Below are 25,680 nucleotides of genomic sequence, written 5' to 3'. Positions count from 1 at the left end.
TATCGCTTGCTTCGGATCCGCAGATCCGTTGTTTCCGTGTTTGATTCCTCAGCTGTTTGAATTGATTGAAGGGTGGGCCCCTTCTCAATTGCGCTTGGCTTTTGTTCAGTTTTCAAGGAACATTCCATTTGGAAAATAAATGGTGGGCCTGAGTGGACTTGAACCACCGACCTCACGCTTATCAGGCGTGCGCTCTAACCGGCTGAGCTACAGGCCCATTATAAATAAAGATATAATGGAGCGGGTGATGGGAATCGAACCCACGACCAGAGCTTGGAAGGCTCTTGTTTTACCACTAAACTACACCCGCGCGACGATATGGTCGGGAAGACAGGATTTGAACCTGCGACCCTCTGGTCCCAAACCAGATGCTCTACCAAGCTGAGCCACTTCCCGATATGGTGCGCCCTAGAGAACTCGAATCCCCAGCCTTCTGATCCGTAGTCAGACGCTCTATCCAATTGAGCTAAGGGCGCATAATAAATAAAAATGGTGCGGTCGAGAGGACTCGAACCTCCACGAAGTTGCCTCCACTAGCCCCTCAAGCTAGCGCGTCTGCCATTCCGCCACGACCGCATAATAATGAATATGGTGCGGGTGAAGGGACTCGAACCCCCACGTCGCCAAACACTAGATCCTAAATCTAGCGCGTCTGCCAATTCCGCCACACCCGCTGAAAATGAGCCACGAAGGATTTGAACCTTCGACCCTCTGATTAAAAGTCAGATGCTCTACCCCTGAGCTAGTGGCTCATGTGGCTGGCCCAGCTGGATTCGAACCAGCGCATGACGGTACCAAAAACCGCTGCCTTACCACTTGGCTATGGGCCAAAAACCTATATAAAACAAGGCACGTTGTTAAGTTTCCATACCGTCCAATAATGACGGACCCAATCGGACTTGAACTGACGATTTCCTGCATGGCAGTTAACCACTGCGCCGCGGGTCCGCGCAATCCAATCAAGTAATGCATTAACGGTGACCCATGCGGGACTCGAACCCACAAATCCACCGTAAAAAGGTGGCGTCTCAACCGCTTGACGAACGGGCCACAATAAAAAAGCAAAATAATGGCGGAGAAGGAGGGATTCGAACCCTCGCACGATTTACACCGTCTACTCCCTTAGCAGGGGAGCCCCTTCAGCCAGCTTGGGTACTTCTCCATGGCTCCACAGGTAGGGTTCGAACCTACGACCGATCGGTTAACAGCCGATTGCTCTACCGCTGAGCTACTGTGGAATAAGTGGTCTTCCTACAAAAACAGAGGAAATTTTACACTACTTACACCAATTTGTCAATCAAGCCCTAACAGCATTCTTCTTCTTTCTCGTCCTTTTGACGACTTTACTAATTTAGCACAAAACCCAAGACCACGTCAACCCTTTTGTTCATTTTCCCGATCATTTCTTTCAGCACGTTTTTCCTGCTTCATTAATTGAATCTTTCCGCCGCATGCAGCGCAGACATATCGCCTTGTATCAAGGCGCCTTCTTCGGATAAACGAGGCCCCGCATCTTCGGCAATGATAGATGTATTGCAAAACTGAAGAATTGCCCATTCCGGGAATCGCTCCGCAATACCTGGATCCGCCGACCTGCCGAAGCAATTTTTTAAAGTCGGAATCTCTGTGCTTATAGCCGCCCCCGCCCAGATGCAGATGGTAATGGCATAATTCGTGTTTAATGATTTTTATAAATTCTTCTATTCCGAAATGCAGCAATTGGTGCTTATTGAACTCCAGACAATGGCTGCTTAAGAGATAGCGTCCTCCCGTCGTTCTCAGCCTTGGATTAAAGACCGCTCGGTGGCGGAACGGGAGATGGAAACTTTCGATTGAAACATGCTGCACAAGTTTCTGCAGTTCTTCGTCAGTCATGACGCCCGTCCTCTCCGAAAAATGTTATTCATGAAGCTCTGTATCAAAGCCGCTGCATTCTCCCGCTGCAGGCTGATATGCAGGAGACGTTCACATCTTCTTTTGCGGATCGATCATCGTTAAAGAAGCCCGTCCCTTTTCAAGATCAATGCCGTCGATCCAGACTGTGACGATTTGACCGACGCTGACAACGTCAAGCGGATGCCTGACAAAATGTTCGGAAAGCCTTGAAATGTGAACAAGTCCATCCTGTTTCACGCCGATATCCACAAAAGCACCGAAATCCACAACATTGCGGACCGTCCCTTCAAGCCTCATGCCTTTTCGCAGATCTTTCAATTCCAGTACGTCTGTTTTCAGAATCGGCTGTCTGACATCCTCGCGCGGATCGCGGCCCGGCCGGATCAAGGCTTCAATCATATCCTTGAGCGTCGGCTCTCCGATTGCAAGTTCGGCAGCTGTTTGCGGAATATTCAGGGCTTCAAGCCTGTTCCTCAGATTTTCCGAGCCGATCTCCGCCATCCGGCAGCCTATTTTTTTTAAAAGTTTTCTGGCTTCCGCATAACTTTCCGGATGTATCGGCGTATTGTCGAGCGGTTCGCTTCCGCCGCTTATTCTCAGAAAACCGGCGCATTGTTCGAAAGCGCGGATTCCGAGACGCGGCACTTCTTTCAGCTGCTCGCGGCTGTCGTATTTCCCTCTTTGGCCGCGTTCCGCAACCAGATTGGCAGCAACCGTTTTCGACAGGCCCGCCACGTAGCAGAGCAGTTCCGGAGACGCCGTGTTCACATCGACGCCGATCCTGTTCACAACCGTTTCAACGACGAAGCCGAGTGATTCATTCAGTTCTTTTTGCGACACGTCGTGCTGGTATTCACCGACACCCACGGATTGGGGATCGACCTTAACCAGTTCGGCGAGGGGATCCTGAAGCCGCCTGGCGATCGAAACGGCGCTTCTTTCCTCGACATGCAGTCCGGGAAATTCCCGCCGTGCCGCCGCAGAGGCGGAGTACACGCTCGCCCCTGCCTCATTGACAATCACATAATAGACCGTTCTGCTCCGAACCTCTTTTAAAGTTTCCGCAATAAACGCTTCGGTTTCACGGGATGCCGTTCCGTTACCGATTGCAATCATGTCCACATGATACTTATCAATCAGTGACAGTACCGTTCGGCGTGCGGACTCAATCTCGGACCTGGGGGGCGTCGGATAGATAAGCGATATGTCGAGTACCCTGCCGGTCGGATCAACCACTGCAAGCTTGCAGCCGGTCCTGTAGGCCGGATCAACGCCGAGTACCGTCTTTTCCTTTATCGGCGGCTGAAGGAGCAGGCCGCGGAGATTTTCCGAAAAGATATGAATGGCCTGCCGTTCCGCCTTTTCAGTCAGCTCCTGGCGAAGTTCCCGTTCAACGGCGGGTGCGATCAGCCTTTTGTAGGCATCCTCGGCACAGTCATTAAGAATGCCCGCTGCGGATGTTTTCTTTCCTTTGATAAGGGCCCGTTTAAGAGCCGGCACGATCCTGTCTGCCGGTGCCTCAACCGCCGCCCTCAGGATGCCCTCCCGTTCTCCGCGATTAATCGCCAGAATACGGTGCGGCGCGATCTTTTTGGCCGGCTCCCGATACTCATAATACATTTCGTACACTCGCTTCTCGTCCCGGTCTTTATTTTTCCCCGCCCGGACAAGAAGCACGCCCCGGGCGAATGTTTCCCGCCGCGCCAGCGCACACAGGTCGGGGGCGGCGGCCAGACGTTCCGCCACAATGTCCCGGGCGCCCCGGATAACATCGTCGACGGTATAAAGGTCTTTTTTTTCAGATATGAATTGTGCCGCCCTTTCTTCAACAGACGCTCCGGGAAGGCTTGTCAGCCAGCCGGCAAACGGTTCAAGTCCTCTGTCCCGGGCAACGGCCGCCCTCGTTCTCCGCTTTTGCCGGTAAGGCAGATAAAGGTCTTCGACATCGCGCAATTTGGCGGCATGATCGATTTTTCGTCTTAAGTGTTCATTCATGCTGCCAAGCTCTTCAATCCGGGCAATGACCTCCCTTTTCCGCTTTTCCAGTTGCTGCCTGTAAACATAGGCGTTTTGAATCTGCTCTATCTGAACCTCGTCAAGCCCTCCGGTCATTTCCTTCCTGTAACGGGCAATGAAAGGAATCGTGTTGTCGTCCCCCAAAAGACGGATCACCTGTTCAGCTTGATTCGTGGCAATCCCCAGATCTTTCGCAATATGTAGATATATATCCTCCACTTCCCGGCTCCCCCTCTTCCCTATTATCATAGCAGAAACACATGCCTTTCGGTTTCATCTTTCCGTTTTAAAAGCGAATAAAAAAAAGCCCTTTCCGCAAGCCCGGTACTGGGCCAATGAAGGACAGTTCGGTTTGTCATTCGTCGATTCAATGCTGCCGGCGGCCGGAGCCGCAAATCTAAAGGCAACCGTTTCGATTCGGAAATGTTGCGCCCGGATACGGGTCGGTTTTTACTTTCTGAATTCTTTCAAGAAATTTATAATTCAGCTAATTTTTCAGAGCCTTCCCCGGAAAAAGTCTCTCTGAGTTTCCGCAAAGCCCTTCGCTGAAGACGCGACACATGCATTTGAGAAATCCCCAGCCGCTCTCCGGTTTCCTTCTGGCTCAAAGTATCAAAGTATGTGCAGACAATTATTTCTTTTTCACGATCCGTTAAAACCCGGAACGCCTTTTCAAGAAGTATTTTTTTGTTTATCTTTTCATAGCCTTTATCCTGGTTTCCGACGATATCAAGGAGTGTGACGGTTCCTCCTTCGGCATCGGATTCAATCTGCGAATCCACCGAAAGAGTGTTGTAGCTTCGGGTCATCTCCATTGTCTCCAGGATACTTTCTTCGCTTTCTCCGACTGCCTCGGCAATTTCCTCTATTCTCGGCGAACGCTGCAGATTGTTTGTCAGCTCTTCCGCCGCCTTTTTAATCTTCGGTCCGAGTTCCTTAATGCGCCTCGGCACATGAACGCTCCATGTCTTGTCCCTGATGTAGCGCTTAATTTCGCCAATGATTGTCGGAACGGCAAACGATTCGAAACTGCGGCCGTAAACCGGATCGAATCGTTTCAGTGCGGAAATCAGGCCGATCATCCCCACCTGAAACAGATCTTCGCGCACGTCCCTGTTTCCGGCAAATTTATTCGAAAGCACTCCGACCAGATTTTCATAACGGCTGATCAGCTTATTCTGCAGAGATTCATTGCCGGGATCTTTCTGGTAGGCTAATATCTGCTGAATGTCATTCTGTTGCTGTTGAGACTTTGTCGGCACTACGCTCCACCCCGTCTCTTTTAAGAAACTTGATCATCTTGACAACGACGCCGAACTCGCTGCTGATGGTGACCTCGTCCATCAGCGAGTCGATCAAGAAAAGCCCCATCCCTCCTTCGTTTACCTGATTTAAAGACATAGAAGCATCAAGCGGCCTGAGCCCTTTAAGTACTTTTTGAAGATTGAAGCTGTTTCCGGTATCTATGACCGTGATGCTCAGCGAATGTTTGCGGCATTCAATCATGATCCGTATATTTCCTGCGGCACAGTGTTTATAAGCGTGATTGACCACGTTTGTGCAGGCCTCCGAGACGGCAATTTTAATATCCTCGATATCATCAAAAGGATAGCCCAGTCTGTATGCCGCTCCGGAGCTTGCCAGTCTGGCGATGCAGACATACTCGGGCTTCGCGGGAATCGTCAGTTTGATGATATCCACTGTTTTGTCCATTAATCAATTGTCCCCCTCGGCGATTTTTTCTCTTTTTAATATTTCCATCAGTCCCGTGATGTTGAAAAGGCGCTCCACGCGCGGCGACATGCCGGCAACTGAAAACCGGCAGTGATGGCGTGCGGCGGATTTAAGTGCGGCAATGATGACGCCGAGCGCCGTGCTGTCAATATAAACAGTCCCGCTCAGATCAAGTGTAACGCCGGCCCCGTTGATTTCCGTCAGCGGAAGCAGTTCCTTTTTCAGATCCGGTGCCGTGTAGACATCAATTTCTCCTTTGACAGTAACAAAAAACAGCCTGTCCGCCATTTTCCGGCGCTCAACACAAATGTTCATTGTCAACCTCCCGAATTCGCAAGTGCTTTAAATATTCATTACCCGCTTCTTGTGGACCGCAAACTCAAAATTTCACGGCAATAAATGTAAAATCATCATGTAATTCAAAATCCTGCATTTTCTCCAGTTCATAAAAAACTTTTTCAGCCAGTTCCTGCGCGGGCAGATTCATGTATCTCCGAATCAGGGCAATCAGCCTCTTCCGTCCAATAAATTCATTGTCGATCCGGCTCTCCGTCACCCCGTCCGTCAGCAGAATGATCATGTCTCCCGCCGCCACAGGCTTCGTGTATTCCGTATACCCTGTTTTGGGCGAGAACCCGAGTGCAGGCCCGCGGGCTTCCAGATCGTCGAATCGATCGCAGGCCGACGTGTAATAAAAACCGGGTTCATGTCCTGCGGATGAGAATGAGAAAGTACGCCCGACGGGATCATAGACCCCGTAAAACATCGTGATAAACATGCTCGGATCCACATTCCGTTCAACAACGCGGTTCAGGCTGGCCAAAACGCCCGGCGGGCCCTGGCGGTTTTCAGGCAGGCTGTCCATCGCATATTTAATCATCGACATACACATTGCCGCAGGGATTCCCTTTCCGACGATATCGGCCACTGCTACGCCGAGGACACCGTTTTCGCCTTGAACAAACTGATAATAATCGCCGCTCATTTTCTTGGCCGGCTCACTGAAAACGCCGATGTCCGCGAAAGAACAGTCGGGGACCGTCCCTTCCAGAAGCGCCCTCTGAACATCGGCCGCAATGTCGATTTCCGTGTCCAATTGTTTCTGACGGTTTTTGAGGCTCTGGTATTCGCGATAGTCGGCACCGTAGCCGGCCATCACTTCCATCAGAAATTCAAGCGAAGCCGCAATCCGTTCATCGACGGGCCCGATCATCCGGCTGACCACATCGATATGTGCGCCGATGACATCATCCGGCGTCACGCCGTTTTCCATCATTTTACGGCTCAGTTTCTGCCCTCTTTGAAGGACTGTCTCCTTTCGCTGCGCGATGTAGTGGGTCAGCATGATTTTATACATAATCAGGCGTTCGTTATGATCCATCCTTTCCTGCCCCTCCCGTCGGTCCCGATCAAACACCGGGCACAGTTTGCGTGTATTTTTACATTTTCCGACAGCCAGCCGCCCTTTTTGCAAAACCAAAAACATGATCTTATTGATTATTATTTCATGCCGGTACAGGCAAGGCAAATTTTTGGCGATAAAATACAGAAAAATAGAAAAAGAGACATTTTTCCGTCTTACCGGAAAAATGTCTCTGTCCGTTCTCTTCCCGAGGGTGCATGCAATGCCGCTGAGAAGTCTAGAAGTCAACCAAGCTGAGACTGATCTGTATGGCCTTATTGACCCGCCCCATCATCTCTTCATCCAGATGGGCGATTTTATCTGTCAGACGCTGTTTATCAATGGTTCTGATTTGTTCCAGCAAGATAACAGAGTCACGGTCGAAGCCATAGCGCTTTGCATCAATCTCCACGTGAGTCGGAAGTTTTGCTTTTTGAATCTGGGCGGTAATCGCTGCTACAACAACCGTCGGGCTGAAGCGATTGCCGATGTCGTTCTGGATAATGAGCACCGGCCGGACACCGCCCTGCTCAGACCCGACGACCGGAGAAAGATCCGCAAAGTATACATCCCCGCGCTTAACAATCACTCCTTTACACCCCGCTAACTAGGCGTTCCAGAGTAATCTCTGCCTCCTCTTCAGCAAGGAATGCCTCCGAAGCAATGTTCAGGTTGATTTTTGCCATTTCCATATAGCCTTGACGCATGATCTCGCGAACATGGCCTCTGTTTCGTTCACGTAAATACATTCTGATAGCACGATGGAGAAACTCACTGCGATTCATTTTATCCTGACTGGCGATTCCGTCTATTTCATTCAGCAAATGCTGCGGTAAACTGAGCATGATTTGTTTCAATTTCGATTCGGACATGCCTGCACCCCCACCACTTTCGTCAGAAAGTCTCTTTTCGTTTCTAGGCTTTATCTTAACATTCTCAAAATGGTTTTGCAAAGCAATTTCCGGCAAAAATCGAGTTTTGTCTCTTATTTTTTATAAAATTTAACTTTTTTGTAGAAAAACGCAGGCAACACGCTTCCGATGCCTTTTTTCAGTCTGCCGGAACCGGTTTTTCAGCGTCCTGCCGCTATCCTTTTTAACGATCGGCAAGAACAGGGTTTATGGAGCCGATTCGTTTCCCGTTTTTCCAGAAGACTCTCGGAACGCGCGGATGGATCATGCAGGTGACTTCGTAATTGATCGTCTGCAATTTTTCAGCAAGCTGGTCGGCCGTGATTTCGTCGCTGCCGTCTTCGCCGATCAGTGTGACTCTTGTGCCGATCGGGAAAGAAGCGGGAAGGCGGCACATCAGCTGATCCATGCAGATGCGGCCGACAATCGGGCAGCGGATGCCGCCGATGAGGATATCCGATCCTGACAGAGCTCTCAGCCAGCCATCGGCATAGCCGATCGGCACGGTTCCGATCCACTCGTCGTTTTCCGTGCGGTACGTCGCCCCGTAGCCGATTGCCGATCCGGCCTTCACCTTTTTAACATGAGTCAGACGGCTGTGGAGAGAAAGCACCCGCTCCAGCTTAAAAGGCAGTTTCGCAGCCATTTCCGGCGAAGGGGCCAGCCCGTACATGGATATGCCGTACCGGACCATATTGAAAAGATGGCGTTTCTCGGCCGGATATTTCAGTGTCGCGGCACTGTTGCCGCAGTGAATCAGCGACGGATGAATACCCAGGTCGGAAAACCAGTCGATCATCGTTTCAAAGCGCCGGTACTGCTCATTGAAATACGTTTCGTCATTCTGATCCGCTGTCGCAAAATGAGTAAACAGCCCCTCGGCCACAAACCGCCTGTCTTTGCCGATCTCTCCGGCCAGTGCCTCCGCCTCTTGCCGGCTGCGGATGCCGATCCGGCCCATGCCGGTGTCGCAGGCAATGTGCAGAAACACCGGTTCCTCGGAACGATAAGTCCGGCAAGCCTCCTCCAGCCATTTTTTCTGAAACACGGTCAGTGAAATATGATACTTAGCCGCCAGTCCGGCATCTTCGGGCCGGATCGGCGAAAGGACAAGTATGGGCGCCTCGATTCCGTGTTTCCGAAGCGCCAGCGCTTCATCAAGCAGCGCTACCGCCAGCCATTCCGCTCCGTTTTCAAGAGCCGTTTCAGCTACATAAACGGCCCCGTGGCCGTAGGCATTCGCCTTGACCACCGCCATGAGCGCCGTATCTTCGGGAATCCTTTTTTTCATGTTCGCGACATTGTCCGCAACTGCGTCCAAATCAATGTCGGCCCATGTTTCTCTGAAAAAAGACGTTTCCATTTTCCGTCCCCAGCCTTTATATTTTATATATTCTGGAAATAAAGCCCTAATTAAACATATAAATCCTATTTTATCCGGATCTGCCCCCGGCAACAATCCATTTTCTATTTAATCACTTCTCGGCGGAAAACGGAAGACGGCTGACAATCCGTTCATCTGCTTTTTTCAGATAAAAAATCCGGCCTTATTAGGTCCCGGCACAGGCAAAGCCTTTGCTGCGGAGGACGGAGACGGCCATGGCATTTTTACTTCCTCATATAAAGAAAACTTGCCGATTGGCAAGCCTTTAGGCGAAGCCAGAGGCTTAGTTGCACTTATACTATAATCCGCTCAATTTTAAACCCTCCTCATAGTACAAAAAGAGCCTCTGCCGGGGGCGGCAGAAGCATCCGCTTTTTTGTCTGATGACTTGTTTTACTTTACGACCGTTCCGTTCATGGACTGTGCAACGGTAATCAGCTCATCCTGCGTCAGCTTATCGGAAGCAAGAAAATAATCCGTGCCGCCGTAAGACCAGGTGAGGGTATTGTTGTTCACCGATCCGATCGAAAATCCGAGATTGGCCGGATCGCCGCTGGCAAGTACCGGTACATCGGATGCCGCCGCCGAACTCTTTGATTCAATGAGTGTAAAGGGCTTCTGTCCGCCGTATTTGAGTACATATTTTTCCCCGGCCTGCGTTGTCTCGGGCGTCATCGATGACAGGGTCGAACCGGAAATCCGCGCCGTCGGATATTGCACTTTAAAGGTTTCCGCAGCCGCCTGGGCTGCCTTCGTCTGCCCGATCCGCGCCGCCGTCATATTTTTGTTCACATCGAAAATGCTCTTGTCAAGAGAAGGATTCACTTTGAAATTTTTGAAAACCACCGTCACAATAATATTCTGATCTTTGTCCAGAATCCGGACGTTCACCGGAGTCAGATCTTTATTCAGAGCGATCTGCTGATTGGACAGCTGGGCTGTGTTGTAATTGGTTTTTGTATTAAAAACATACTGATTCTCTTTTGCCGTAAAACCGGGATTCGGGTCATTCAGGATGTCCTTGGCCAGGGAATGGTAGAGATAGGCCTGGCTGCGGTTATTCGGCCAGTTGCTCTCGAACCGGTAGCTTTTATTCAGTTCGGGTGTCAGCACAAAAACGCCGTCCGAATTGCGCAGAATCATCTGATTGTTGCCCTTGTTGCCGTCACTAAGTGCCACTCTGTAGTAGTATGGTTTCTGAAAGGAAATATGCGCCTGATACGTTTGTTTTTTTCCGTTATGCTGAAAAGTCATCGTCGCGTCCGTCTGATAGCTGTTGATGTTCTCTATTTTTTTGCTGAGATTCTGAACAACGTCTTTTTCCGACTTTGCCCCGCACCCCGATAAAATAGAAACGATCAGGACTAAAGCAAACACTGCAGCCGACCATCTTTTCATTCGTATCCAACCCCTTTGCCTCTATTCGGTGACAAAGGAGGGATTCTATACTAGCACATCGCGTCATGGTAAAGCCGATGCAGAACGGGAGGAATCCGTTCGATCAGATCCGACGCCAGGACGTCCAGCATGGAATGGCCGGTGCGCACCAGGTCGTCGGCAACCGCACCGTGAAGATAAACGGCGTTGCAGATCGCGTCCATCATCCGCCGATGCTGGAGCAGGAAAGCAAAGATAATGCCTGTCAGTACATCCCCGGATCCGCCTTTTGCCAGTGCCGCATTCCCGGTTGTATTGACGGCCTGTTCGCCGTCAGGCGCCGTAATGATCGTGTTTTTTCCTTTTAATACAAGATAAACGTGATATTTCTCCGCGAAAGCCCTCGCCATATTAAAGCGGTTTTCTTCCACGTCTTTAACGGACAAATCCAGAAGGTGAGCCATTTCCCCCGGATGCGGGGACAGGACGGCAGGTACACGGCGTTCACGAAGCAGCTCCAGCATGCCTTTTAAATGGTAAATTCCATCCGCATCAATGACACATGGAATTTCCCCGTATTCCAGTACGCGCCTCACAAGCACCGCCTGCTCCGGTTCACGCCCGAGTCCCGGACCGACGGCAAGCCCCGACAATCCTTGAAAATCGAGAGCCTGCCGCTGCATATACATCGTTTCCGGCAGCAGTGCGGCGATGACCGGACGCACCTGATCGGGGACACTGACCTTCAGCAGCCCGATACCCGAGCGAAGCGCCGCCTTAGCCGCGAAGAAAGCCGCGCCGGACATTTGCGGCGAACCGGCAATCAGGAGGCCCTTCCCGTGGGATCCCTTATGTGAAAAAGGATCGCGTCTCGGCAAAGTCCGCACGATATCTTCTTCCTGCCATACCTTTCTCTTGATGTCCAGGTTTTTGAAGGCCGATTCAGGAATGCCGATCCGGACGGTCCGGACTTCGCCGAAGTGCCGAGCAGCCGGCCGGACAAACTGTGCCAGCTTCGGGCACCCGACCGTCAGGGTCAGATCGGCATTGACGCACTCATGTGCAAACGGTTCCCCGTCCGCCGATACTCCGCTCGGAAGATCAACGGAAACGACCCGGGCGCCGGAGCGGTTGATCAGTCCGATCACTTGAAGATAATCGGGATAAGGCGTCCCGTGAATGCCTGTGCCGAGCAGGGCGTCGATAATCAGATCCGCCTGTCCGACGCTGGCTGCGAAAGCTTCTGCGTCTTCCGTCACCCGGCGGACCGTTCCCCCGGCAGCCAGGTAAGCATTCATGTGATAAGCCGCATCTCCCGTCACTTTCTCAGGATCGGGCAGAAGCCAAGTTTCTTCATGAACGGCCCGGCTGTCGAGCAACTGCCGGGCAACGACAAAACCGTCGCCGCCGTTGTTCCCCTTGCCGATGATGACAATCACTTTCTCTCCCTTTTTCAGTTCGGGGGCAAGCTCCGCAAAAACCGCCTGTCCCGCATTCTCCATGAGCAGCGGCCCTCCCAGCCCGATCTGCTCCATGGTATAACGATCAATGGCCTGCATCTCTTTCCGCGATACGACGTGCACAATAGTCCCTCCCAGCGTAATAAACTATATGAGACAAAGTCTGTAATTATGCAGACTAGCATGACGGGCTTTCAATAACTGCCACCGACGCGGCGGCGGTATCCGTATGCGTGATCGAGATATGGATCGCCGCGCCGGGAGATGTCCTGTCTTTCATAACCGGACGCCCGAGCGAATTGTCGAGAACCGTCAGATCCTGAAACGACAGATTTGCACCGAGGCCTGTCCCCTTCGCTTTCGCATAAGCCTCTTTTGCCGAGAATCGGCCGGCCAGAAATTCCGCTTTTCGTTTGGCCCCAAGAAGAGAAAACTGTCTGCGCTCTTCCGGGGTCAGAATACGGCTGATAAACGCCTGATCATCAATATGTTTCGTCATTCGCTTTATTTCAGTAACATCGATACCGATACCCGTAATCATATCTGTCCTCCGCCATCTCAATCTTTCGGATTCAGCCGGAAAAACCGGTCACGGCTTTTTTAAACTTTTCTCTCCGTCCCGGCTGTTCATCCTGTCATGATCCGGCCCGAGCACCGGCCGGCAGATAAAATTTCTCTTTCACTACCACTGTCATCCATTTTACCCTATACTTAATGGAAGATCATTTTTTAAGGAGGTCGGCCGGAACGTGTTTATCCGAAATGAGCCTTTTAAAGTTTTTCTGAAACATTATCCTGTCACTTCTCTCATTCTGGCAGTCGACATAGCGATCTATCTGATGCTTTTAATTACCGGAACGTGGAGAATCGCTCCGTTTTTTGCTTATCAGTTTTTTCAATACACGGTAGGTTCAAATGCCGCCATTCTGCAGGGAGCCTGGTGGGAACTGATCACACCGGTTTTCCTGCACGTTACGTTCCCTCATATTCTTTTCAATGCCTTCTCTATCCTGATTTTTGCCCCCGCGCTTGAATCGATGCTCGGAAAATGGCGGTTTCTGACCGCATTTCTGGGAACGGGCATCGCCAGCAATGTCGCCGACCTGCTTCTGCAATCGTCCGGATACAGTCATTACGGCGCCAGCGCCGCTGTTTTCGGACTGCTCGGCATCTATCTTTATCTGATTGTTTTCCGCGGTCATCTGGTCTCCCGCCCGGACCGGATTATTATTATCGTTATGATTCTTGTCGGCATGATCAGCTCGTTTGCCGATCCCAACGTCGATGTGCTCGGCCACTTTAGCGGGTTCCTCTCGGGATTTGTGCTGGCACCGATCTTGTTTATCAACGCCCCGACCCGATAAACGGACTGCCGGAAGCGAAAAATATAGCGCCGGGGTCCTCTCTTTGATTGAATTTCACCCGGAATTTCGTCATACTTAGGACAGTAGCTCGACATTTTATTTATTTTGAAGGGAGATCATTTTATGGCTTTTGTCATTACTTCGGCTTGTCAGAATGAGAAAGCGGGTGAATGTATCGAAACGTGCCCGGTTGATTGCATCGTTGAAGGTGAAAAACAAATGTATATCGACCCCGACGTCTGCATTGATTGCGGCGCCTGTGAGGCCGTTTGTCCGGTTGAAGCCATCTATCCGGAGGACGAGGTCCCCGAAAGCGAACAGAAATACATTCAGCTTAACCGCGACTTTTTCAAAAATAGATAAAGAAAAGCCTGACGAAGCCAGGGATCAGCGACAGCTGAGCCTTGGCTTTTCTTGTACCCATTCCCTGCTTTTTATGTTTCCCGATTTGTATAAAACAGGCCTCCGGCGGGTTGCCTTTTGACCGGCTGAATGCTGCACAATCCGATGGCCGGCCGGTTGGCCCTGTTGCAGGCAGACATTTCCTTCTTTATATTGGCATATCGGTGCTGCGTTCCGCGGGCAAGCGGGAGCTTTTTTGATCAATGACAGCACGTTCGATTCAATCCGGTTTCCCGGTCAATCATAAGTAATATTAAAAAGCCTGCACCTTAAATCCATTCAGCTCTATATGGCAAGGATATGAAGCATATCTTTCCTGTATCCGCTATTTTTGAATCATTCCCCCGGAATGACGGGGGCAGGCGGAAACTACCTTTGAACTCTCGACAATCGCCGTAAGTATCGTAGCCCTGGATTGCTCCGTCATCAGATCCGCCTTCGCGTACATACCGCCGGCCTGATTTCTGACATAGCGGGGCTTCAGCCGGTTTAGGCTCAGTGCCAGTACATCCATCTTGCACTCCGGACAATGACAGGATACCGCCAGATTTTCCCATTGCTTATCCAGAATATCCTCCACTGCTTCTTCCATCACATTGTGGATGATCACAACACTGCCTTCTTTCCGTAACTGAAAATCATGAAACGGATCCTCTCTTTTCTGTTGAAGAACATCGTAGCACAGAATCCGGGAGGGCTCAAGCTCATATGTAACAGGTTTCCGGCAGAAAGCGGCCGGAAACCTGTTTTTTTACGCGATTCGTGCGGCTTGTTCGGGCGTTCCTCGGTGCGATGGCATTTCCAAAGAAATAACCGTCCTATAGTTGATAAAAGCAAGGATAGGACGGCCGCATCATGCCGATTGATGCACTTCGTTTTCCGGTTCAGTTCAAACTTCTCAGGCCGTTTTTAAACAGCCGCCGGCGTCCTTCCGGCGGATCACTTCAACACCTGGACCTTCACGGTGCGCCTCCCCCACTGCAGTGCTTCCGTGTTGTTGTTGAAAAAAACATCGATTTTCAGTCCTCTGATGGCTCCGCCTGTGTCCCCGGCCACCGCATAGCCGTAGCCTTCCACGTATAATCGCGTACCAAGAGGTATGACAGAAGGGTCGACGGCTACAACCTTCGCATTCGGATTGTTCAGAAGGTTGATGCCTGTTGCTGTGACCCCCGAACATCCGGAACACTTCGCCGTGTAAGCCGTGCTGTTCGCATAAAATTCTTTGACTGTCGTGACCGGCTTTGTTCCGGAAGCCGCGGCACTGCGAACGGTCGTGTGCACGGAAGGAGCCTGCCGCACTTGCCGCCGGGTCAGGCTGCCGGTTTCAGACTCGGACCGCTCCTCATCCAGCTTCTCTATACTTCCCCATGTCTGCGGTCCGACAATGCCGTCGACTGCTATGTGCGTGTTCTTCTGCAAGGTAACGACGGCCTGCTCGGTAATCGGCCCGAAGTATCCGTCGATTTTTCCGCTGTAAAAGCCGAATCGGTTCAGATACTGCTGAAGATAGGTTACATACTCTCCTTGTGATCCCCGATCAAGAAGGCCGATCTGCTTGTGAATCAGAACGGCAAGTGCCTGTTTCGTCCGGACTCCCACCACTCCGTCTGCGGACAATCCGTTCTTCAACTGAAATTGTTTGACGGACTTTTCAGTGGCACTGCCGAAATAACCGGTCGGCTTCAATGAATAATCTCCGGTTGCTTTCAAAACTGTTTGAACTGTTCTGACATCCTCGCTTTGCATTCCCTTATGGATCAAACCGTCGTCACTGATTAAATGTGCAGCGGCATACTGAGGCAGCAGAAAGAAAGAAGAAGTGAAGGTTGCAGCAACGGCCACACTTTTCGTCAGTGCGCTCCCGTAATACATCGATGTCTCCCCCCATCGTTCATAATCTCTTTTACTAATATGACAATAGGCCGGATTGCATACTTTACAATCAGATGACAGGACATCCTCCCGCTCAAATCAGTTATTTTTTATTAACTGATGATTTCTCGTACCACTCATCTGCGATCAAGGCTTCAATCACGCAGCAAAGCTTCAGGATGATCGTCATGCCGGCTGAAGAAAGCAGCCGGTGCCGGTTAAAAGTAATTCTGGCAATTTTCATTTATTGATTTCAGACCGTTTACTGATTCCTTGCGCTTCGCTGTTGTTTTCACGCACTTTACTGTCGATATTCTGAAGTTTACCGATGATAAAACCATTTACTCGTGATATACTGCGTTGACCGATGATTTTCGGCACGATCATATGAATACACAGCAGACGGAAGAAAAATAGCCGTCTCCGGAAATTTTACGTCCGTCCGTACATCACAAGCCCTCCGGAGAAGCCTTTTCGTTACCCAACCGGTAGACTGACTTTTAAAGGAGCGTCCCGCCGCTTACCAGTAAGCTGCCTTTCAGAGGGGCATCCCGTGGCGTGTACCAGTAAATTGCTCTCCGGAGGAGTAATTTCATTGCTCACACCGGCAGATTGCTTTTCAAAAGATCACCGCCGTGCACAGATAAAAGCATCCCCCGCCCTATTAAGGCCGGAATGCGCGGGCTCTGAGAAAATACTCATTGTTTATTATTATTGAGTGCCTGATCGATAGCCTGTTTTAACACTGTGTAATCCTGCGCCCCGTCAATCATCGTACCATTTACAAAAACAGTCGGTGTCCCGGGAACACCGAGTTCTTCGGCCATTTGATTGTCCCTTGCAATCACATTTTTATTCGATTCCGTGTCGAGCGCGTTCTGGAAGGCCTTCAGGTCAAGAGACGGAACGGTCCGTTTGGCGATGTCGGTCAGTAATTGTTTGGTCACCCATTCGCTATTTTCGTCGCCCTGCGCCTTGAAAAGGGCGTCATGAAAAGCCCAGAAAGCTTTCGGATTCTGATGAAAAACCTCTTCTGCGGCATTAGCCGCCAGCTGGGAACCCGGACCGAGAATCGTATAATTAATAAAATACAGGCTGATTTTATTCGTGTCGATGTAGTTCTTTTCAAGCTGAGGCACGACGTTTTCTTCGAACTGTTTGCAGTAAGGGCAGCGATAATCCGCAAATTCAACGACCTTGACCGGAGCATTGCTGCTCCCGATAAAAGGCTGTCCGTTATAATTAATGGCGGTAGCCTGCTCTGTGCGGTGCGTTGCCTGCTTCTTCTGCGGTTTCGCTTCACGCTCCAGCTGGCCTCTGTAAATCATTGCGATGACTGCGGCTATGAGTACAATTACAATCACCGAGCTGAAAACGACGATGCGCCTCTTCCTATTTCGGCTTTCAAGATCCTTTTCTGCTTTCTGAAACTCGTTTTTCTTGCCGGACATCAGAACACCTCTTTGCTACAAATTTAATTTCTGAAAACCTTGGCTCATTCGGTCGTTTCCTTATGAGAGTCTCTTGTTTCTTCGCCTGACGTGCTCCCGTTCGAACAATTCGCCGACAGTCACAAAATCGTAGCGGTGCCGGGCGTCCGGAAGAATTTCGTTCAAAGCAGCAATCGTATTTGTCGGCGCATCGCGGTTGGCGCCGGGATTCTCGCCATTATCATGGAGACAGATCACCGCACCGTCGTGCATATGATTCAGAATCCTTTTCTTCAGGCGTTCTTCTCCTAAGGCTTCACGCCAGTCTCCAAGAATGGCCGACCATAAAACCACATGCAGGCCTCTCGCCGTGAAGGGCAGGAGCAGGTTGATATGGCCCCAGGGCGGACGGTAATAGACCGGCCGCTCCCCGGTAATCGACGCAACAGCATCCGCCGCCTTCCTGCATTGCTTTCTTGTCCCGTTCGGCGTCAGAAACCAATTGCTGAAATGATTGTAATGATGTATGCCGATTAAATGTCCCTCATTTTTCATTCTCTTGAGCAGAACGGGATTTTTCAGCGCCCTTTCCCCCACAACGAAAAAGGTGGCCCGCACCTGATTCTTTTTCAGAACGTCAAGCAGCCGGGCCGTGTAGCGGGCATCCGGCCCGTCGTCAAATGTCAGGCAGACCATTTTTTTCCCGCGTCCGTTTTTTATCCCGGCCGAACCTCTGAAAAAAAACATACGCATCGATAAAGTCGGAATAATACCGTAAACGGTAAGCCATGCTAAAAATATCAGAAAAACAGTCCACACTGCCTGCAGCAGACGATACATCTGCCATCGCCTCTTTTTTTATTAAAGAAATCGATCATACGTCAATCAGCCGCGGGGAAGCGGGGAACCGGGACAGATAACGATCGGCCTGTACTTATAGATATGGCGGGCAGGCCGTTTTTATTTATATTTTTTCTAAATCGTCGGTACCCCCCGCCGCTGACGGTTGTCCTCTTTGCCCGAACCGTCGTGCCGCCGATATCAGGCGGAGCGGCCGGCCTCTTTTTACGGCTGTTCTGTTTCGTTCTAATCACCGCTCGTTTCAATCGTTATTATATAGGAAAACTATTGATGATGAAATATTAAAGGCATGGCTGACGTAAAAAGCTGAAAGGACGGCAGATCGTCCGGGGGGCCGGATTTACCGGGAAAAAATCAAGAAGCCCGTGCCTGGGTCATCCTTAAAAGCGTTTCAGTTATGAAAAGGGCAGACAAGTTCCGATGATTTGCTTTATACTATATTTAACGCACGCATTTACGGAATTGTCCGGAGAAATTTTTTCCCTTTCAGAACCCGCGTATTGTTTTCTCGGAATCTATTTGTTTCGTTTTTATTTCATAATAAAAGTTTTATAATGTTTTACAGGGCTTCTTTCCGTGATGAGCTTGCACCGTTTCGTTCCGAAGGGTATATTGAAACATACAGCGGGCATGGACAGCCCGGACGCGTTCCCGGATTGTCAGACCGGTGCCGGGCAAACGGCGGATGGAGCCATGAGCCGGGCGGCCGGCTCATCTCATGGAGTGCATTTGTTGGAACCGCAGGACCGGTCCGGGCTTTTCCCCGGGTCATTGAAAAAGTCACATAGCCGAGTCAATGCACGAATACTTGAAGTATTGGGTTCACGTTCTGCGCAACTGAATTCTTGAAACTGAACTGCTCACAGGTTGGATATAATAACAGGAACTTTAAACTGACGAGGTGTTTGATCGTGGCTATTGCGAAAGTGATCATTTTAACCGGATCATACGGAACCGGTCATAAGCGGGCGGCTCATGCACTGGCAAAAGCCTTGGATTTAAATACATCCCAATTTAGTACGCGCGTACTGGATGGGACTTCTTTAGCGCCTCCAAGGCTTGATTCACTGGAAAAGCGCACGTTTTTATCCGGGGTCACTCATTTCCCCTCGCTTTACCATTACATCTACAAAAAAACACAAAAAAATAATATTGCTTCTTCTCTGATTAAGAAAATGAATCGGGTCGGTGTTTATCGGCTGATTTCAGCTCTTGAGGAAGAACATCCGGATCTGATCGTCAGTACTTTCCCGGTCGCATCGGTCATGATGTCGCTGATCAAGCAGGCAGACTGGTTTACATCCGTGCCCCTGCTGACTGTCATCACCGACTATTCCGTTCACAGCACCTGGGTGAATCAGTATACGGACGGTTATCTCGTCGCTACCCAGGAAGTCAAGCAGATGCTCATCGACATGAACGTGGATCCGGAAAAAATTATGATCACCGGTATTCCGATTCACCCTAAGTTTTCCGGGCTGCAGAATAAAAGAGAATTAAAAGAAAGATATCATATCCCTTATCATCAGAAGGTACTGCTCTTAATGGGCGGCGGCGGCGGTATCTTCGGCCATTTTCTGCCGATTCTCAGGCAGCTGGATAAAATAGAGCCGGACGTCCGGATTGTGATCATCTGCGGTCAGAACCGAAAGATTTTTCAGCAGTTTACTCAGTTCAGCCGGACGGCAAAACACAATATTCAGGTGGAAGGCTTTGTGCACAATATGAACGAATGGATGGCCATAGCCGATCTGTTAATCACTAAACCCGGCGGACTGACCGTATCCGAAGCCATTGCATCCGAACTTCCGATGATCATTTACAGGCCTCTTGGCGGACAGGAGGCGGATAACACTCAGTTTTTGCTGTCGTCGGGCATTTCAGTGGCGACGAATGATCATTCGGAACTGATTGAACACTTAATCGATCTGCTCAACAATCCGCTGACACTGGATATCATGCGTACCAATATGCGGCCTTACAGTATCGAGCAGAGACAGTCCGCCAAAAATGCGGCAAACGCCGTGGCTCAGTTTTTATCGGCGGCCAGTTCCATCCAGTTTGCATAAAGGGAATCCGGCGTTGGCAGACCCTCAGGCGCAGCTAAACTTTAGCAGCAATGGCCGGACAGGACGCGGCGTCTTGGTTCAGCCGTTTATCCTTCACTCGCTCAATGTGATATTTAAAGTATAAAGAAAAACTTGGCAATACCAAGTCTTTGACGAGGCCTTTATTCATTTCATACTTCCCCATCGTGCCAAAATGCAAGGTGCAATCTGCCGCTCTTGCATTTTTCCTTTTACAAGCCCGTCCCCGCACGCGGGACAGCCCCGTTTCTTATCTCTCCTGAGTCCGACGCTCCCACTCGCTGCGTGCGAGCCGATCGGTAATCAGAATCAGCCTCCAGAATTCGAGGCACATGATCATGAAGCTCACCCAGATCCCCGCTAAGATATAATCGGTCATCAAATCACTCGGAAGCTGATACTGCATATACAGCGGACCGAGACCCGTCGTAAACAACAAGCAGATACCGAGCACGTTGACAGTTATCTTGAGCCAATAATTTTTGGTATAGCGGGTAAGCAGATAAATAAAATAACCGTACAGAACAAATGCCATGATCAGCCGGCTGTCCGGTTCAAACTGAAGGCCGCTCGCTGTCACGGAACCGATCAATTTACCGATCAGCTGCGGCAGATAGGTAACGAACAGCATGCCGCCGACCGTCGTAAAGAAGAACATCTGCATTTCGAGCTTTTTCTGCTTTCCGAACAGAAGGATCAGAGCACAGGTCAGACCGCCGATCCCGATCATTGCCGCCAGGTGCGAAAGAAACAACGATTTTTCGAAGAAAGCATACCATTCCGGAGAAACGACAGCTGAAAAAATCATGATCCAGTTCTGGTTAAACAGGACGGATTTCTGATGGAAGAAATCATCCGTTAATCCGAACATAACGGAATTGAGCACAGCGAAAACGACGGTCGCCCCCATAATCAGCAGCTTCAATCTTAACCGCGACTGAAAATTGGTAAAAAGGCTTTTATAAGCGACGATCGTCCAGTGTTTAATTGATTTCAGATTGTAGCGGATCACGTAATAGAGAATAACGAGACCAGCCAGAGCGGCCATCAATATGATGAAATATTTCTTGAAGGCGGTAACCAGCAGAGCGTATTTCGGACCCAGCAGCTTGCCGAAAACGATAAATGTGAATACCCAGATAAAATAGCCGGAGTAGGAAAATAAGGCATACGCCCGGAAAGAAACTTTTGTTATACCGGACATGTAGCCAATGACATGGCGCACACCCGGAATAAAGCTTGAAAAGAGCAAAAGGAATTTTCCGTACCGGTCGAATGTTCGCGAAAATTTATCCATTCCTTCCTTGCGAATGTGGATGTAACGTCCGTATTTATAAAAAAACGGCGCACCCAGATGCCGGCCCAGCCAGTAAGTCACGGTCACCCCGGCGATGCAGCCGAGCGTTCCGAAAAAAACGGCAAGGGCCCAGTTCACTTTACCCTGGTAAGCCAGATAGCCCACATAACTCATCAGCAGCTCATTTGGGACCGGCAGGGCAAGCATCTCAATAAATAGCGAACAAAACAAAAATAAATAACCGTAATTGTTTAAAAGATCCATAAGCGTGCTCATTGGCGATCCCCCAGGCTGGTCTTCTTTCTTGAAGAAAGGCTCCGGCAAAATGAACCCGTCCGGCAAGCATGAAGNGCTGGTCTTCTTTCTTGAAGAAAGGCTCCGGCAAAATGAACCCGTCCGGCAAGCATGAAGCGTTTATAGAGTCGTTCTTCACGTTCCGGACGTCCTGATACAGTTTCTCTGAACTCTGCCTTTTTTATCAGCCTTTCGAGTTATAGTTATATATTCGCAAACCTGTTTAAAAAAAGCGACCATTGCATCGGCCGCCGTAGACTAAAAATTTCAGTTGCATCATTCCATGTTGACAAATGATGCCGATTCGAAAAAAGCAACTGCATGATTTTACAAAACTTTTACTTAAAAAGAGAAGCAATCGCGTTGAAGATTGCATTGAAGAAACTCCCGATTGCGCTGAGCACCTGAGCCATGAATCCCTTCGTCTGGCTCGAATTGGCCACTCGGCTGATCTGATCCTTCAGTTGCTGCATTTGATTGCTGACCTGACTCCAGTTTATATTCAGGCCTCTCATTTTGTCAAAGAGATCCACCAGCTTCTGAATATCGGCATCGCTCAGATTCACATTGACCTGCTGAGCGGAATCCCGGACAATTTTTTCAACGTCCGCCCGCGACTTCGGTGCATTTTTAGCAATGTTGTCCTTGATGGCCGTCACAAGCTGCGTCGCCTTGTCTTTGCCGATACCCGGCTGGTTGCCAAGCTCGGCAGTCGTTACGACTTCCTCGTTGGCAACCTGCTTATTCGCTTCCGGGATGACCTTCCCCGTCGATACCTCATACGCCTTGATCAGGCCGGTCAGTGCCGCCGTTCCCGATACAGGGAAAGGGGCCGTCACGTAGACATTCGCATCTTTGACTCCGGCAGTTGCCAGCGCACTGATGTACATGTCTTTGGTCACATAGGTGATGTTGTTTGTGCTGGCCGTCAGCCCGGAACCCGACTGACCAAGGGTGATCTTCGACGAACTGATCGCTCTTGTTCCGATCTGGGACGACGAAAGGTATTTATCCAAATACTGGTGTTCTTCATTGTTCGTCACATCGATGATTTTCGTCGTCTGCGGATCGACACTCATCTCGTTCAAAATAGACGTACGCTGTGCAGGTGTCAGATCCGCACCCAGTGTGACTACAACATCTCCCGGGACCGCGTCGGCAAACGCTTTTTCCGGTCCGAACAGACTTGTCGCAAGAACAGCGGCAAGGATAAGCGGCAAGATATTTTTCAATTTCATAATGAAATTCCTTTCCGGGTTCCAAACCGCTCGGGAGCAGAGAGTCAGAAAGTCCCGAAACAGCGCCCCAAAGATTGACACCCATTTTTTTCGTCTGAAAAATAAAGAACTTGCACGTTCTGCGGTTTTTTTGAGAGCACCGCTTCTTGTGCAAGTTCATAATATCGGCGGAGGAACGTGAAGTCAAGTTTGTTTAAGATAAAGGTCCGTTCTGTACCTGGGTAACCGGCTCTTCCTGAAAAATGCCGCCGAGATTCGGATGACGCATGGCATAAAGTGCTTGCTGTTCTTTCTTTTTATCAAACGCCTTTTCACTTTTGGAAACCACGATGGTGGCGATGCCGTTACCGATCAGATTAGTGATCGCCCGTGCTTCACTCATGAAACGGTCGACGCCGAGGAGCAGGCCGAGCCCCGCGATCGGAATCACGTGCATCGCAGTCAATGTTGAAGCCAGCACAATGAATCCGCCGCCGGTGACCGCCGCGGCCCCCTTGGATGTCAGCATCAGAATCAGGATAATGGCAATCTGCTGCCCGAGATCAAGCGGAACGTGGAAAACCTGAGCCAGGAAAACCACGGACATGGTCAGGTAAATCGACGTGCCGTCAAGGTTGAATGAGTATCCGGTCGGTATCACAAGGCCGACAACCGATTTTTCGCAGCCTAGCCGCTCCAGTTTATCCATCATGCGCGGCAGCGCGGCTTCCGACGAACTGGTTCCGAATACAATCAGAATCTCGTCCTTAATGTATCTTAAATAAGTAAACAGGCTGAATCCGGCAAACTTGCAGATAGACATCAGGACTACAAAAATGAACAGGGCCATGGTCGCATAGACGGAAAGCATCAGTTTGATAAGCGGCGCGATCGTCTGCAGTCCGAAACTGCTGATCGTGTAGGCCATGGCACCGAATGCGCCGATCGGGGCCGCATACATAACATACCCGATAATCTTGAAAAAAACCTGGGAGACCTGGTCGAAAAAGTCAACGAGCGGCTGCCCTTTTTCGCCGAGAGCCGAAAGGCCGAATCCGAACAGCACGGAAAAGAAAAGAACCTGCAGGATATCACCCTGGGCGAAAGCATTAACGACATTGCTCGGTATAATATTCAGGAAGAATTCTCCCCAATTCATTCCCGAGCTGCTGCCGTGAGTGAATTGGGAGACGTCGCCGCTCGGCATTTTGGCGGGATCCAGGCCCGAACCCGGCTGCAGAATGTGAACAACGATCAGCCCGATAATCAGTGCAACCGTCGACACCACCTCAAAGTAGATTAAGGCCTTGCCGCCAACCTTGCCGACTTTCTTCATATTGCCCATTCTCGATATACCGACAACAATCGTCAGAAAGATAATCGGTGCGATGACCATCTTCACCGCATTAATGAACGTTGTGCCGAGCGCCTCCAAGTGATTGCCGAGCCCCGGCCAGAAGAAGCCGACAAGAATACCTGTAACGATGGCTACAACCACTTGAAAAGTCAAATTTTTTAAAAGCCGCACGTAAACCTCTCCTTTTCTGTTACCGCTTTCATATTTTCTGCCCTAACCCCTTTTTTTGAAGAAAATGTTAACATTGAGTGAATTTATTATACCACATATTTTCAATATAACATACTATTTATTTTAAAAAAATTAATCTGCCCTCGATAGAATACAAATAAAGTCGTTTCATCGGAGCATCATGCTTCTGTTGTATTAAGCTGTTATGTAAAAAGTAGTTTTTTTACCCATACAGTCGTTCCATGATTCAATCTGAGATTTCATGACGAAAATAGGGTTTTCCACTCTATGAATGATGAACGATCAGAAAAAGATCATTGCGCAACCGTCGGATTTAAAAAGCTGGGACCAGGTCAGGGAAAGCTGCACCGAACCACGAAAAAATCAGGCCAAATTTTGAAGACACTCCGAAATCCTGCAGCTGCTCCGTATGAAGCATCACCGCCCATATCTCGCTCCGAATCGGGCTAAACTCGCTCCCAATCAGCGGATTGCCGCTCCAAAACTTTGCAGTTGCACCGAATGAGGCATTACTTGCTCCCAATCGCCCATATCTCGCTCCCAATCAGGCTAAACTCGCTCCGAAATCGTGAAAACTCGCTCCTAATCGCCCATATCTCGCTCCGAAATCTCGAAAACTCGCTCCCAATCAGCGGATTGCCGCTCCGAAACTTTGCAGTTGCACCGAATGAGGCGTTACTTGGTCCCAATCGCCCATATCTCGCTCCCAATCAGGCTAAACTCGCTCCGAAATCGTGAAAACTCGCTCCTAATCGCCCATATCTCGCTCCGAAATCTCGAAAACTCGCTCCCAATCAGCGGATTGCCGCTCCGAAACTTTGCAGTTGCACCAAACGAAGCATCACTTGCTCCCAATCGCCCATATCTCGCTCCGAATCGGGCTAAACTCGCTCCCAATCATTGGATTGTCGCTCCGAAACTAGTTGTGTCCGTATAATTGTGTAAAAAGGGAGGAGTAGATTCTTGGGGGAGGCGGCCCTTTCTTGGGGGTGGGGCGGCCGCCCCACCCCCAAGGGCTCGTCCTTCGTCCCGACTCATTTCTTCCTTTCTTTTCCAGAGCGACAATAAAATGAGCCATGGCCCATTATCTCAGCTAGAATAGAGTCGTCTCAAAACTTATCCAA

22 protein-coding genes and 11 tRNA genes are annotated in these 25,680 nt (G+C 49.9%); 3 read left to right on the top strand and 30 right to left on the bottom strand.

Translation table 11 applies throughout. The annotated features are described in order from the left end of the window. Positions 1-140 precede the first annotated feature (140 nt). From OYT88_RS19830 to acpS, 23 genes are all read right to left on the bottom strand, one after another. Positions 141-217 (bottom strand) — tRNA-Ile (locus OYT88_RS19830). A 19-nt stretch (positions 218-236) separates the two neighbouring features. Beyond that, positions 237-310: transfer RNA gene (locus tag OYT88_RS19825), tRNA-Gly, on the bottom strand. A gap of 9 nt (positions 311-319) precedes the next feature. Next, positions 320-396, bottom strand: a tRNA-Pro gene (locus OYT88_RS19820). A 3-nt stretch (positions 397-399) separates the two neighbouring features. After that, positions 400-476: transfer RNA gene (locus OYT88_RS19815), tRNA-Arg, on the bottom strand. A 14-nt stretch (positions 477-490) separates the two neighbouring features. Then, positions 491-576: transfer RNA gene (locus OYT88_RS19810), tRNA-Leu, on the bottom strand. Positions 577-589: 13 nt separating this feature from the next. Then, positions 590-674: transfer RNA gene (locus tag OYT88_RS19805), tRNA-Leu, on the bottom strand. Between the two features lie 6 nt (positions 675-680). Next, positions 681-752: transfer RNA gene (locus tag OYT88_RS19800), tRNA-Lys, on the bottom strand. Between the two features lie 3 nt (positions 753-755). Beyond that, positions 756-830 (bottom strand) — tRNA-Gln (locus OYT88_RS19795). 148 nt (positions 831-978) lie between these two features. Beyond that, positions 979-1,050, bottom strand: a tRNA-Lys gene (locus OYT88_RS19790). Between the two features lie 20 nt (positions 1,051-1,070). Further along, a tRNA-Ser gene (locus OYT88_RS19785) sits at positions 1,071-1,162 on the bottom strand. A 1-nt stretch (position 1,163) separates the two neighbouring features. Further along, a tRNA-Asn gene (locus tag OYT88_RS19780) sits at positions 1,164-1,238 on the bottom strand. 136 nt (positions 1,239-1,374) lie between these two features. Continuing rightward, complete coding sequence (locus OYT88_RS19775) at positions 1,375-1,875, bottom strand: SprT family protein (RefSeq protein ID WP_274402091.1); 501 nt, start codon at positions 1,873-1,875, stop codon at positions 1,375-1,377. A gap of 90 nt (positions 1,876-1,965) precedes the next feature. Further along, a complete protein-coding gene (locus tag OYT88_RS19770) occupies positions 1,966-4,161 on the bottom strand; it encodes a Tex family protein (RefSeq protein WP_443217547.1) in 2,196 nt (731 codons plus the stop codon). Between the two features lie 227 nt (positions 4,162-4,388). Beyond that, the gene (sigB, locus tag OYT88_RS19765; RefSeq protein ID WP_274402090.1) at positions 4,389-5,174 is read right to left on the bottom strand and encodes an RNA polymerase sigma factor SigB; all 786 of its coding nucleotides are present in this window, start codon (positions 5,172-5,174) and stop codon (positions 4,389-4,391) included. Further along, positions 5,143-5,625: an anti-sigma B factor RsbW gene (rsbW, locus tag OYT88_RS19760; RefSeq protein WP_274402089.1), complete on the bottom strand. Its 483-nt coding sequence runs from the start codon at positions 5,623-5,625 to the stop codon at positions 5,143-5,145. The genes sigB and rsbW overlap by 32 nt, the downstream gene beginning before the upstream one ends. Before the next feature lie 3 nt (positions 5,626-5,628). Next, complete coding sequence (locus OYT88_RS19755) at positions 5,629-5,961, bottom strand: STAS domain-containing protein (protein WP_274402088.1); 333 nt, start codon at positions 5,959-5,961, stop codon at positions 5,629-5,631. Positions 5,962-6,025: 64 nt separating this feature from the next. Beyond that, positions 6,026-7,027, bottom strand: a complete 1,002-nt coding sequence (locus tag OYT88_RS19750) for a SpoIIE family protein phosphatase (RefSeq protein WP_274402087.1) — start codon at positions 7,025-7,027, stop codon at positions 6,026-6,028. Positions 7,028-7,286: 259 nt separating this feature from the next. After that, positions 7,287-7,637, bottom strand: a complete 351-nt coding sequence (locus OYT88_RS19745; protein ID WP_188802599.1) for a type II toxin-antitoxin system PemK/MazF family toxin — start codon at positions 7,635-7,637, stop codon at positions 7,287-7,289. Between the two features lie 4 nt (positions 7,638-7,641). Continuing rightward, on the bottom strand, positions 7,642-7,920 hold the full coding sequence (locus OYT88_RS19740) for a CopG family ribbon-helix-helix protein (RefSeq protein WP_274402086.1): 279 nt from the start codon (positions 7,918-7,920) through the stop codon (positions 7,642-7,644). 223 nt (positions 7,921-8,143) lie between these two features. Then, positions 8,144-9,322 (bottom strand): alanine racemase, encoded by a 1,179-nt coding sequence (gene alr / locus OYT88_RS19735; protein ID WP_274402085.1) that lies wholly within the window; start codon positions 9,320-9,322, stop codon positions 8,144-8,146. A gap of 414 nt (positions 9,323-9,736) precedes the next feature. Continuing rightward, entirely contained in the window at positions 9,737-10,741 is a 1,005-nt protein-coding gene (locus tag OYT88_RS19730; RefSeq protein WP_274402084.1) for a LolA family protein, read from the bottom strand. A gap of 50 nt (positions 10,742-10,791) precedes the next feature. Continuing rightward, positions 10,792-12,303 carry an NAD(P)H-hydrate dehydratase gene (locus OYT88_RS19725; RefSeq protein ID WP_274402083.1) on the bottom strand — a complete coding sequence of 504 codons (1,512 nt, stop codon included), beginning with the start codon at positions 12,301-12,303 and terminating at the stop codon, positions 10,792-10,794. Positions 12,304-12,358: 55 nt separating this feature from the next. Next, on the bottom strand, positions 12,359-12,721 hold the full coding sequence (gene acpS, locus OYT88_RS19720) for a holo-ACP synthase (RefSeq protein WP_274402082.1): 363 nt from the start codon (positions 12,719-12,721) through the stop codon (positions 12,359-12,361). A gap of 208 nt (positions 12,722-12,929) precedes the next feature. Between acpS and OYT88_RS19715 the strand changes: the two genes are divergently transcribed. Further along, a complete protein-coding gene (locus tag OYT88_RS19715) occupies positions 12,930-13,544 on the top strand; it encodes a rhomboid family intramembrane serine protease (RefSeq protein WP_274402081.1) in 615 nt (204 codons plus the stop codon). A gap of 123 nt (positions 13,545-13,667) precedes the next feature. Beyond that, a complete protein-coding gene (locus OYT88_RS19710) occupies positions 13,668-13,907 on the top strand; it encodes a ferredoxin family protein (protein ID WP_188802592.1) in 240 nt (79 codons plus the stop codon). Between the two features lie 364 nt (positions 13,908-14,271). On the opposite strand, the gene OYT88_RS19705 is transcribed toward OYT88_RS19710, so the two are convergent. The 4 genes from OYT88_RS19705 to OYT88_RS19690 form a co-directional block, all read right to left on the bottom strand. Next, the gene (locus tag OYT88_RS19705) at positions 14,272-14,556 is read right to left on the bottom strand and encodes a late competence development ComFB family protein (protein WP_274402080.1); all 285 of its coding nucleotides are present in this window, start codon (positions 14,554-14,556) and stop codon (positions 14,272-14,274) included. Between the two features lie 329 nt (positions 14,557-14,885). After that, entirely contained in the window at positions 14,886-15,821 is a 936-nt protein-coding gene (locus OYT88_RS19700; protein WP_274402079.1) for a peptidoglycan-binding protein, read from the bottom strand. A 698-nt stretch (positions 15,822-16,519) separates the two neighbouring features. Continuing rightward, positions 16,520-17,272: a DsbA family protein gene (locus OYT88_RS19695; RefSeq protein ID WP_274402078.1), complete on the bottom strand. Its 753-nt coding sequence runs from the start codon at positions 17,270-17,272 to the stop codon at positions 16,520-16,522. A 60-nt stretch (positions 17,273-17,332) separates the two neighbouring features. Beyond that, on the bottom strand, positions 17,333-18,091 hold the full coding sequence (locus OYT88_RS19690; protein ID WP_274402077.1) for a polysaccharide deacetylase family protein: 759 nt from the start codon (positions 18,089-18,091) through the stop codon (positions 17,333-17,335). A gap of 932 nt (positions 18,092-19,023) precedes the next feature. Here OYT88_RS19690 and OYT88_RS19685 point away from each other — a divergent pair. Beyond that, complete coding sequence (locus OYT88_RS19685; protein ID WP_274402076.1) at positions 19,024-20,181, top strand: MGDG synthase family glycosyltransferase; 1,158 nt, start codon at positions 19,024-19,026, stop codon at positions 20,179-20,181. 268 nt (positions 20,182-20,449) lie between these two features. Here OYT88_RS19685 and OYT88_RS19680 read toward each other — a convergent pair whose 3' ends face one another. From OYT88_RS19680 to OYT88_RS19670, 3 genes are all read right to left on the bottom strand, one after another. Continuing rightward, positions 20,450-21,772: a VTT domain-containing protein gene (locus OYT88_RS19680; RefSeq protein WP_274402075.1), complete on the bottom strand. Its 1,323-nt coding sequence runs from the start codon at positions 21,770-21,772 to the stop codon at positions 20,450-20,452. A 356-nt stretch (positions 21,773-22,128) separates the two neighbouring features. Next, positions 22,129-23,028, bottom strand: a complete 900-nt coding sequence (locus tag OYT88_RS19675; RefSeq protein ID WP_274402074.1) for a DUF1002 domain-containing protein — start codon at positions 23,026-23,028, stop codon at positions 22,129-22,131. Between the two features lie 193 nt (positions 23,029-23,221). Next, positions 23,222-24,535 carry a dicarboxylate/amino acid:cation symporter gene (locus tag OYT88_RS19670; protein ID WP_274402073.1) on the bottom strand — a complete coding sequence of 438 codons (1,314 nt, stop codon included), beginning with the start codon at positions 24,533-24,535 and terminating at the stop codon, positions 23,222-23,224. Positions 24,536-25,680: the final 1,145 nt, after the last annotated feature.

This window comes from Sporolactobacillus sp. CQH2019, from assembly GCF_028765345.1.
In the GTDB taxonomy this organism is placed as follows: domain Bacteria; phylum Bacillota; class Bacilli; order Bacillales; family Sporolactobacillaceae; genus Sporolactobacillus.
This window is presented reverse-complemented; position numbering and strand designations above follow the sequence as displayed.

Coding starts and splice junctions, on each gene's coding strand:
- OYT88_RS19775 (WP_274402091.1), bottom strand. CDS start 1,875: ATGACTGACGAAGAACTGCAGAAACTTGTGCAGCATGTTTCAATCGAA.
- OYT88_RS19770 (WP_443217547.1), bottom strand. CDS start 4,161: ATGATAATAGGGAAGAGGGGGAGCCGGGAAGTGGAGGATATATATCTA.
- rsbW (WP_274402089.1), bottom strand. CDS start 5,625: ATGGACAAAACAGTGGATATCATCAAACTGACGATTCCCGCGAAGCCC.
- OYT88_RS19755 (WP_274402088.1), bottom strand. CDS start 5,961: ATGAACATTTGTGTTGAGCGCCGGAAAATGGCGGACAGGCTGTTTTTT.
- OYT88_RS19750 (WP_274402087.1), bottom strand. CDS start 7,027: ATGGATCATAACGAACGCCTGATTATGTATAAAATCATGCTGACCCAC.
- OYT88_RS19740 (WP_274402086.1), bottom strand. CDS start 7,920: ATGTCCGAATCGAAATTGAAACAAATCATGCTCAGTTTACCGCAGCAT.
- alr (WP_274402085.1), bottom strand. CDS start 9,322: ATGGAAACGTCTTTTTTCAGAGAAACATGGGCCGACATTGATTTGGAC.
- OYT88_RS19730 (WP_274402084.1), bottom strand. CDS start 10,741: ATGAAAAGATGGTCGGCTGCAGTGTTTGCTTTAGTCCTGATCGTTTCT.
- acpS (WP_274402082.1), bottom strand. CDS start 12,721: ATGATTACGGGTATCGGTATCGATGTTACTGAAATAAAGCGAATGACG.
- OYT88_RS19710 (WP_188802592.1), top strand. CDS start 13,668: ATGGCTTTTGTCATTACTTCGGCTTGTCAGAATGAGAAAGCGGGTGAA.
- OYT88_RS19700 (WP_274402079.1), bottom strand. CDS start 15,821: ATGTATTACGGGAGCGCACTGACGAAAAGTGTGGCCGTTGCTGCAACC.
- OYT88_RS19695 (WP_274402078.1), bottom strand. CDS start 17,272: ATGTCCGGCAAGAAAAACGAGTTTCAGAAAGCAGAAAAGGATCTTGAA.
- OYT88_RS19690 (WP_274402077.1), bottom strand. CDS start 18,091: ATGTATCGTCTGCTGCAGGCAGTGTGGACTGTTTTTCTGATATTTTTA.
- OYT88_RS19680 (WP_274402075.1), bottom strand. CDS start 21,772: ATGAGCACGCTTATGGATCTTTTAAACAATTACGGTTATTTATTTTTG.
- OYT88_RS19675 (WP_274402074.1), bottom strand. CDS start 23,028: ATGAAATTGAAAAATATCTTGCCGCTTATCCTTGCCGCTGTTCTTGCG.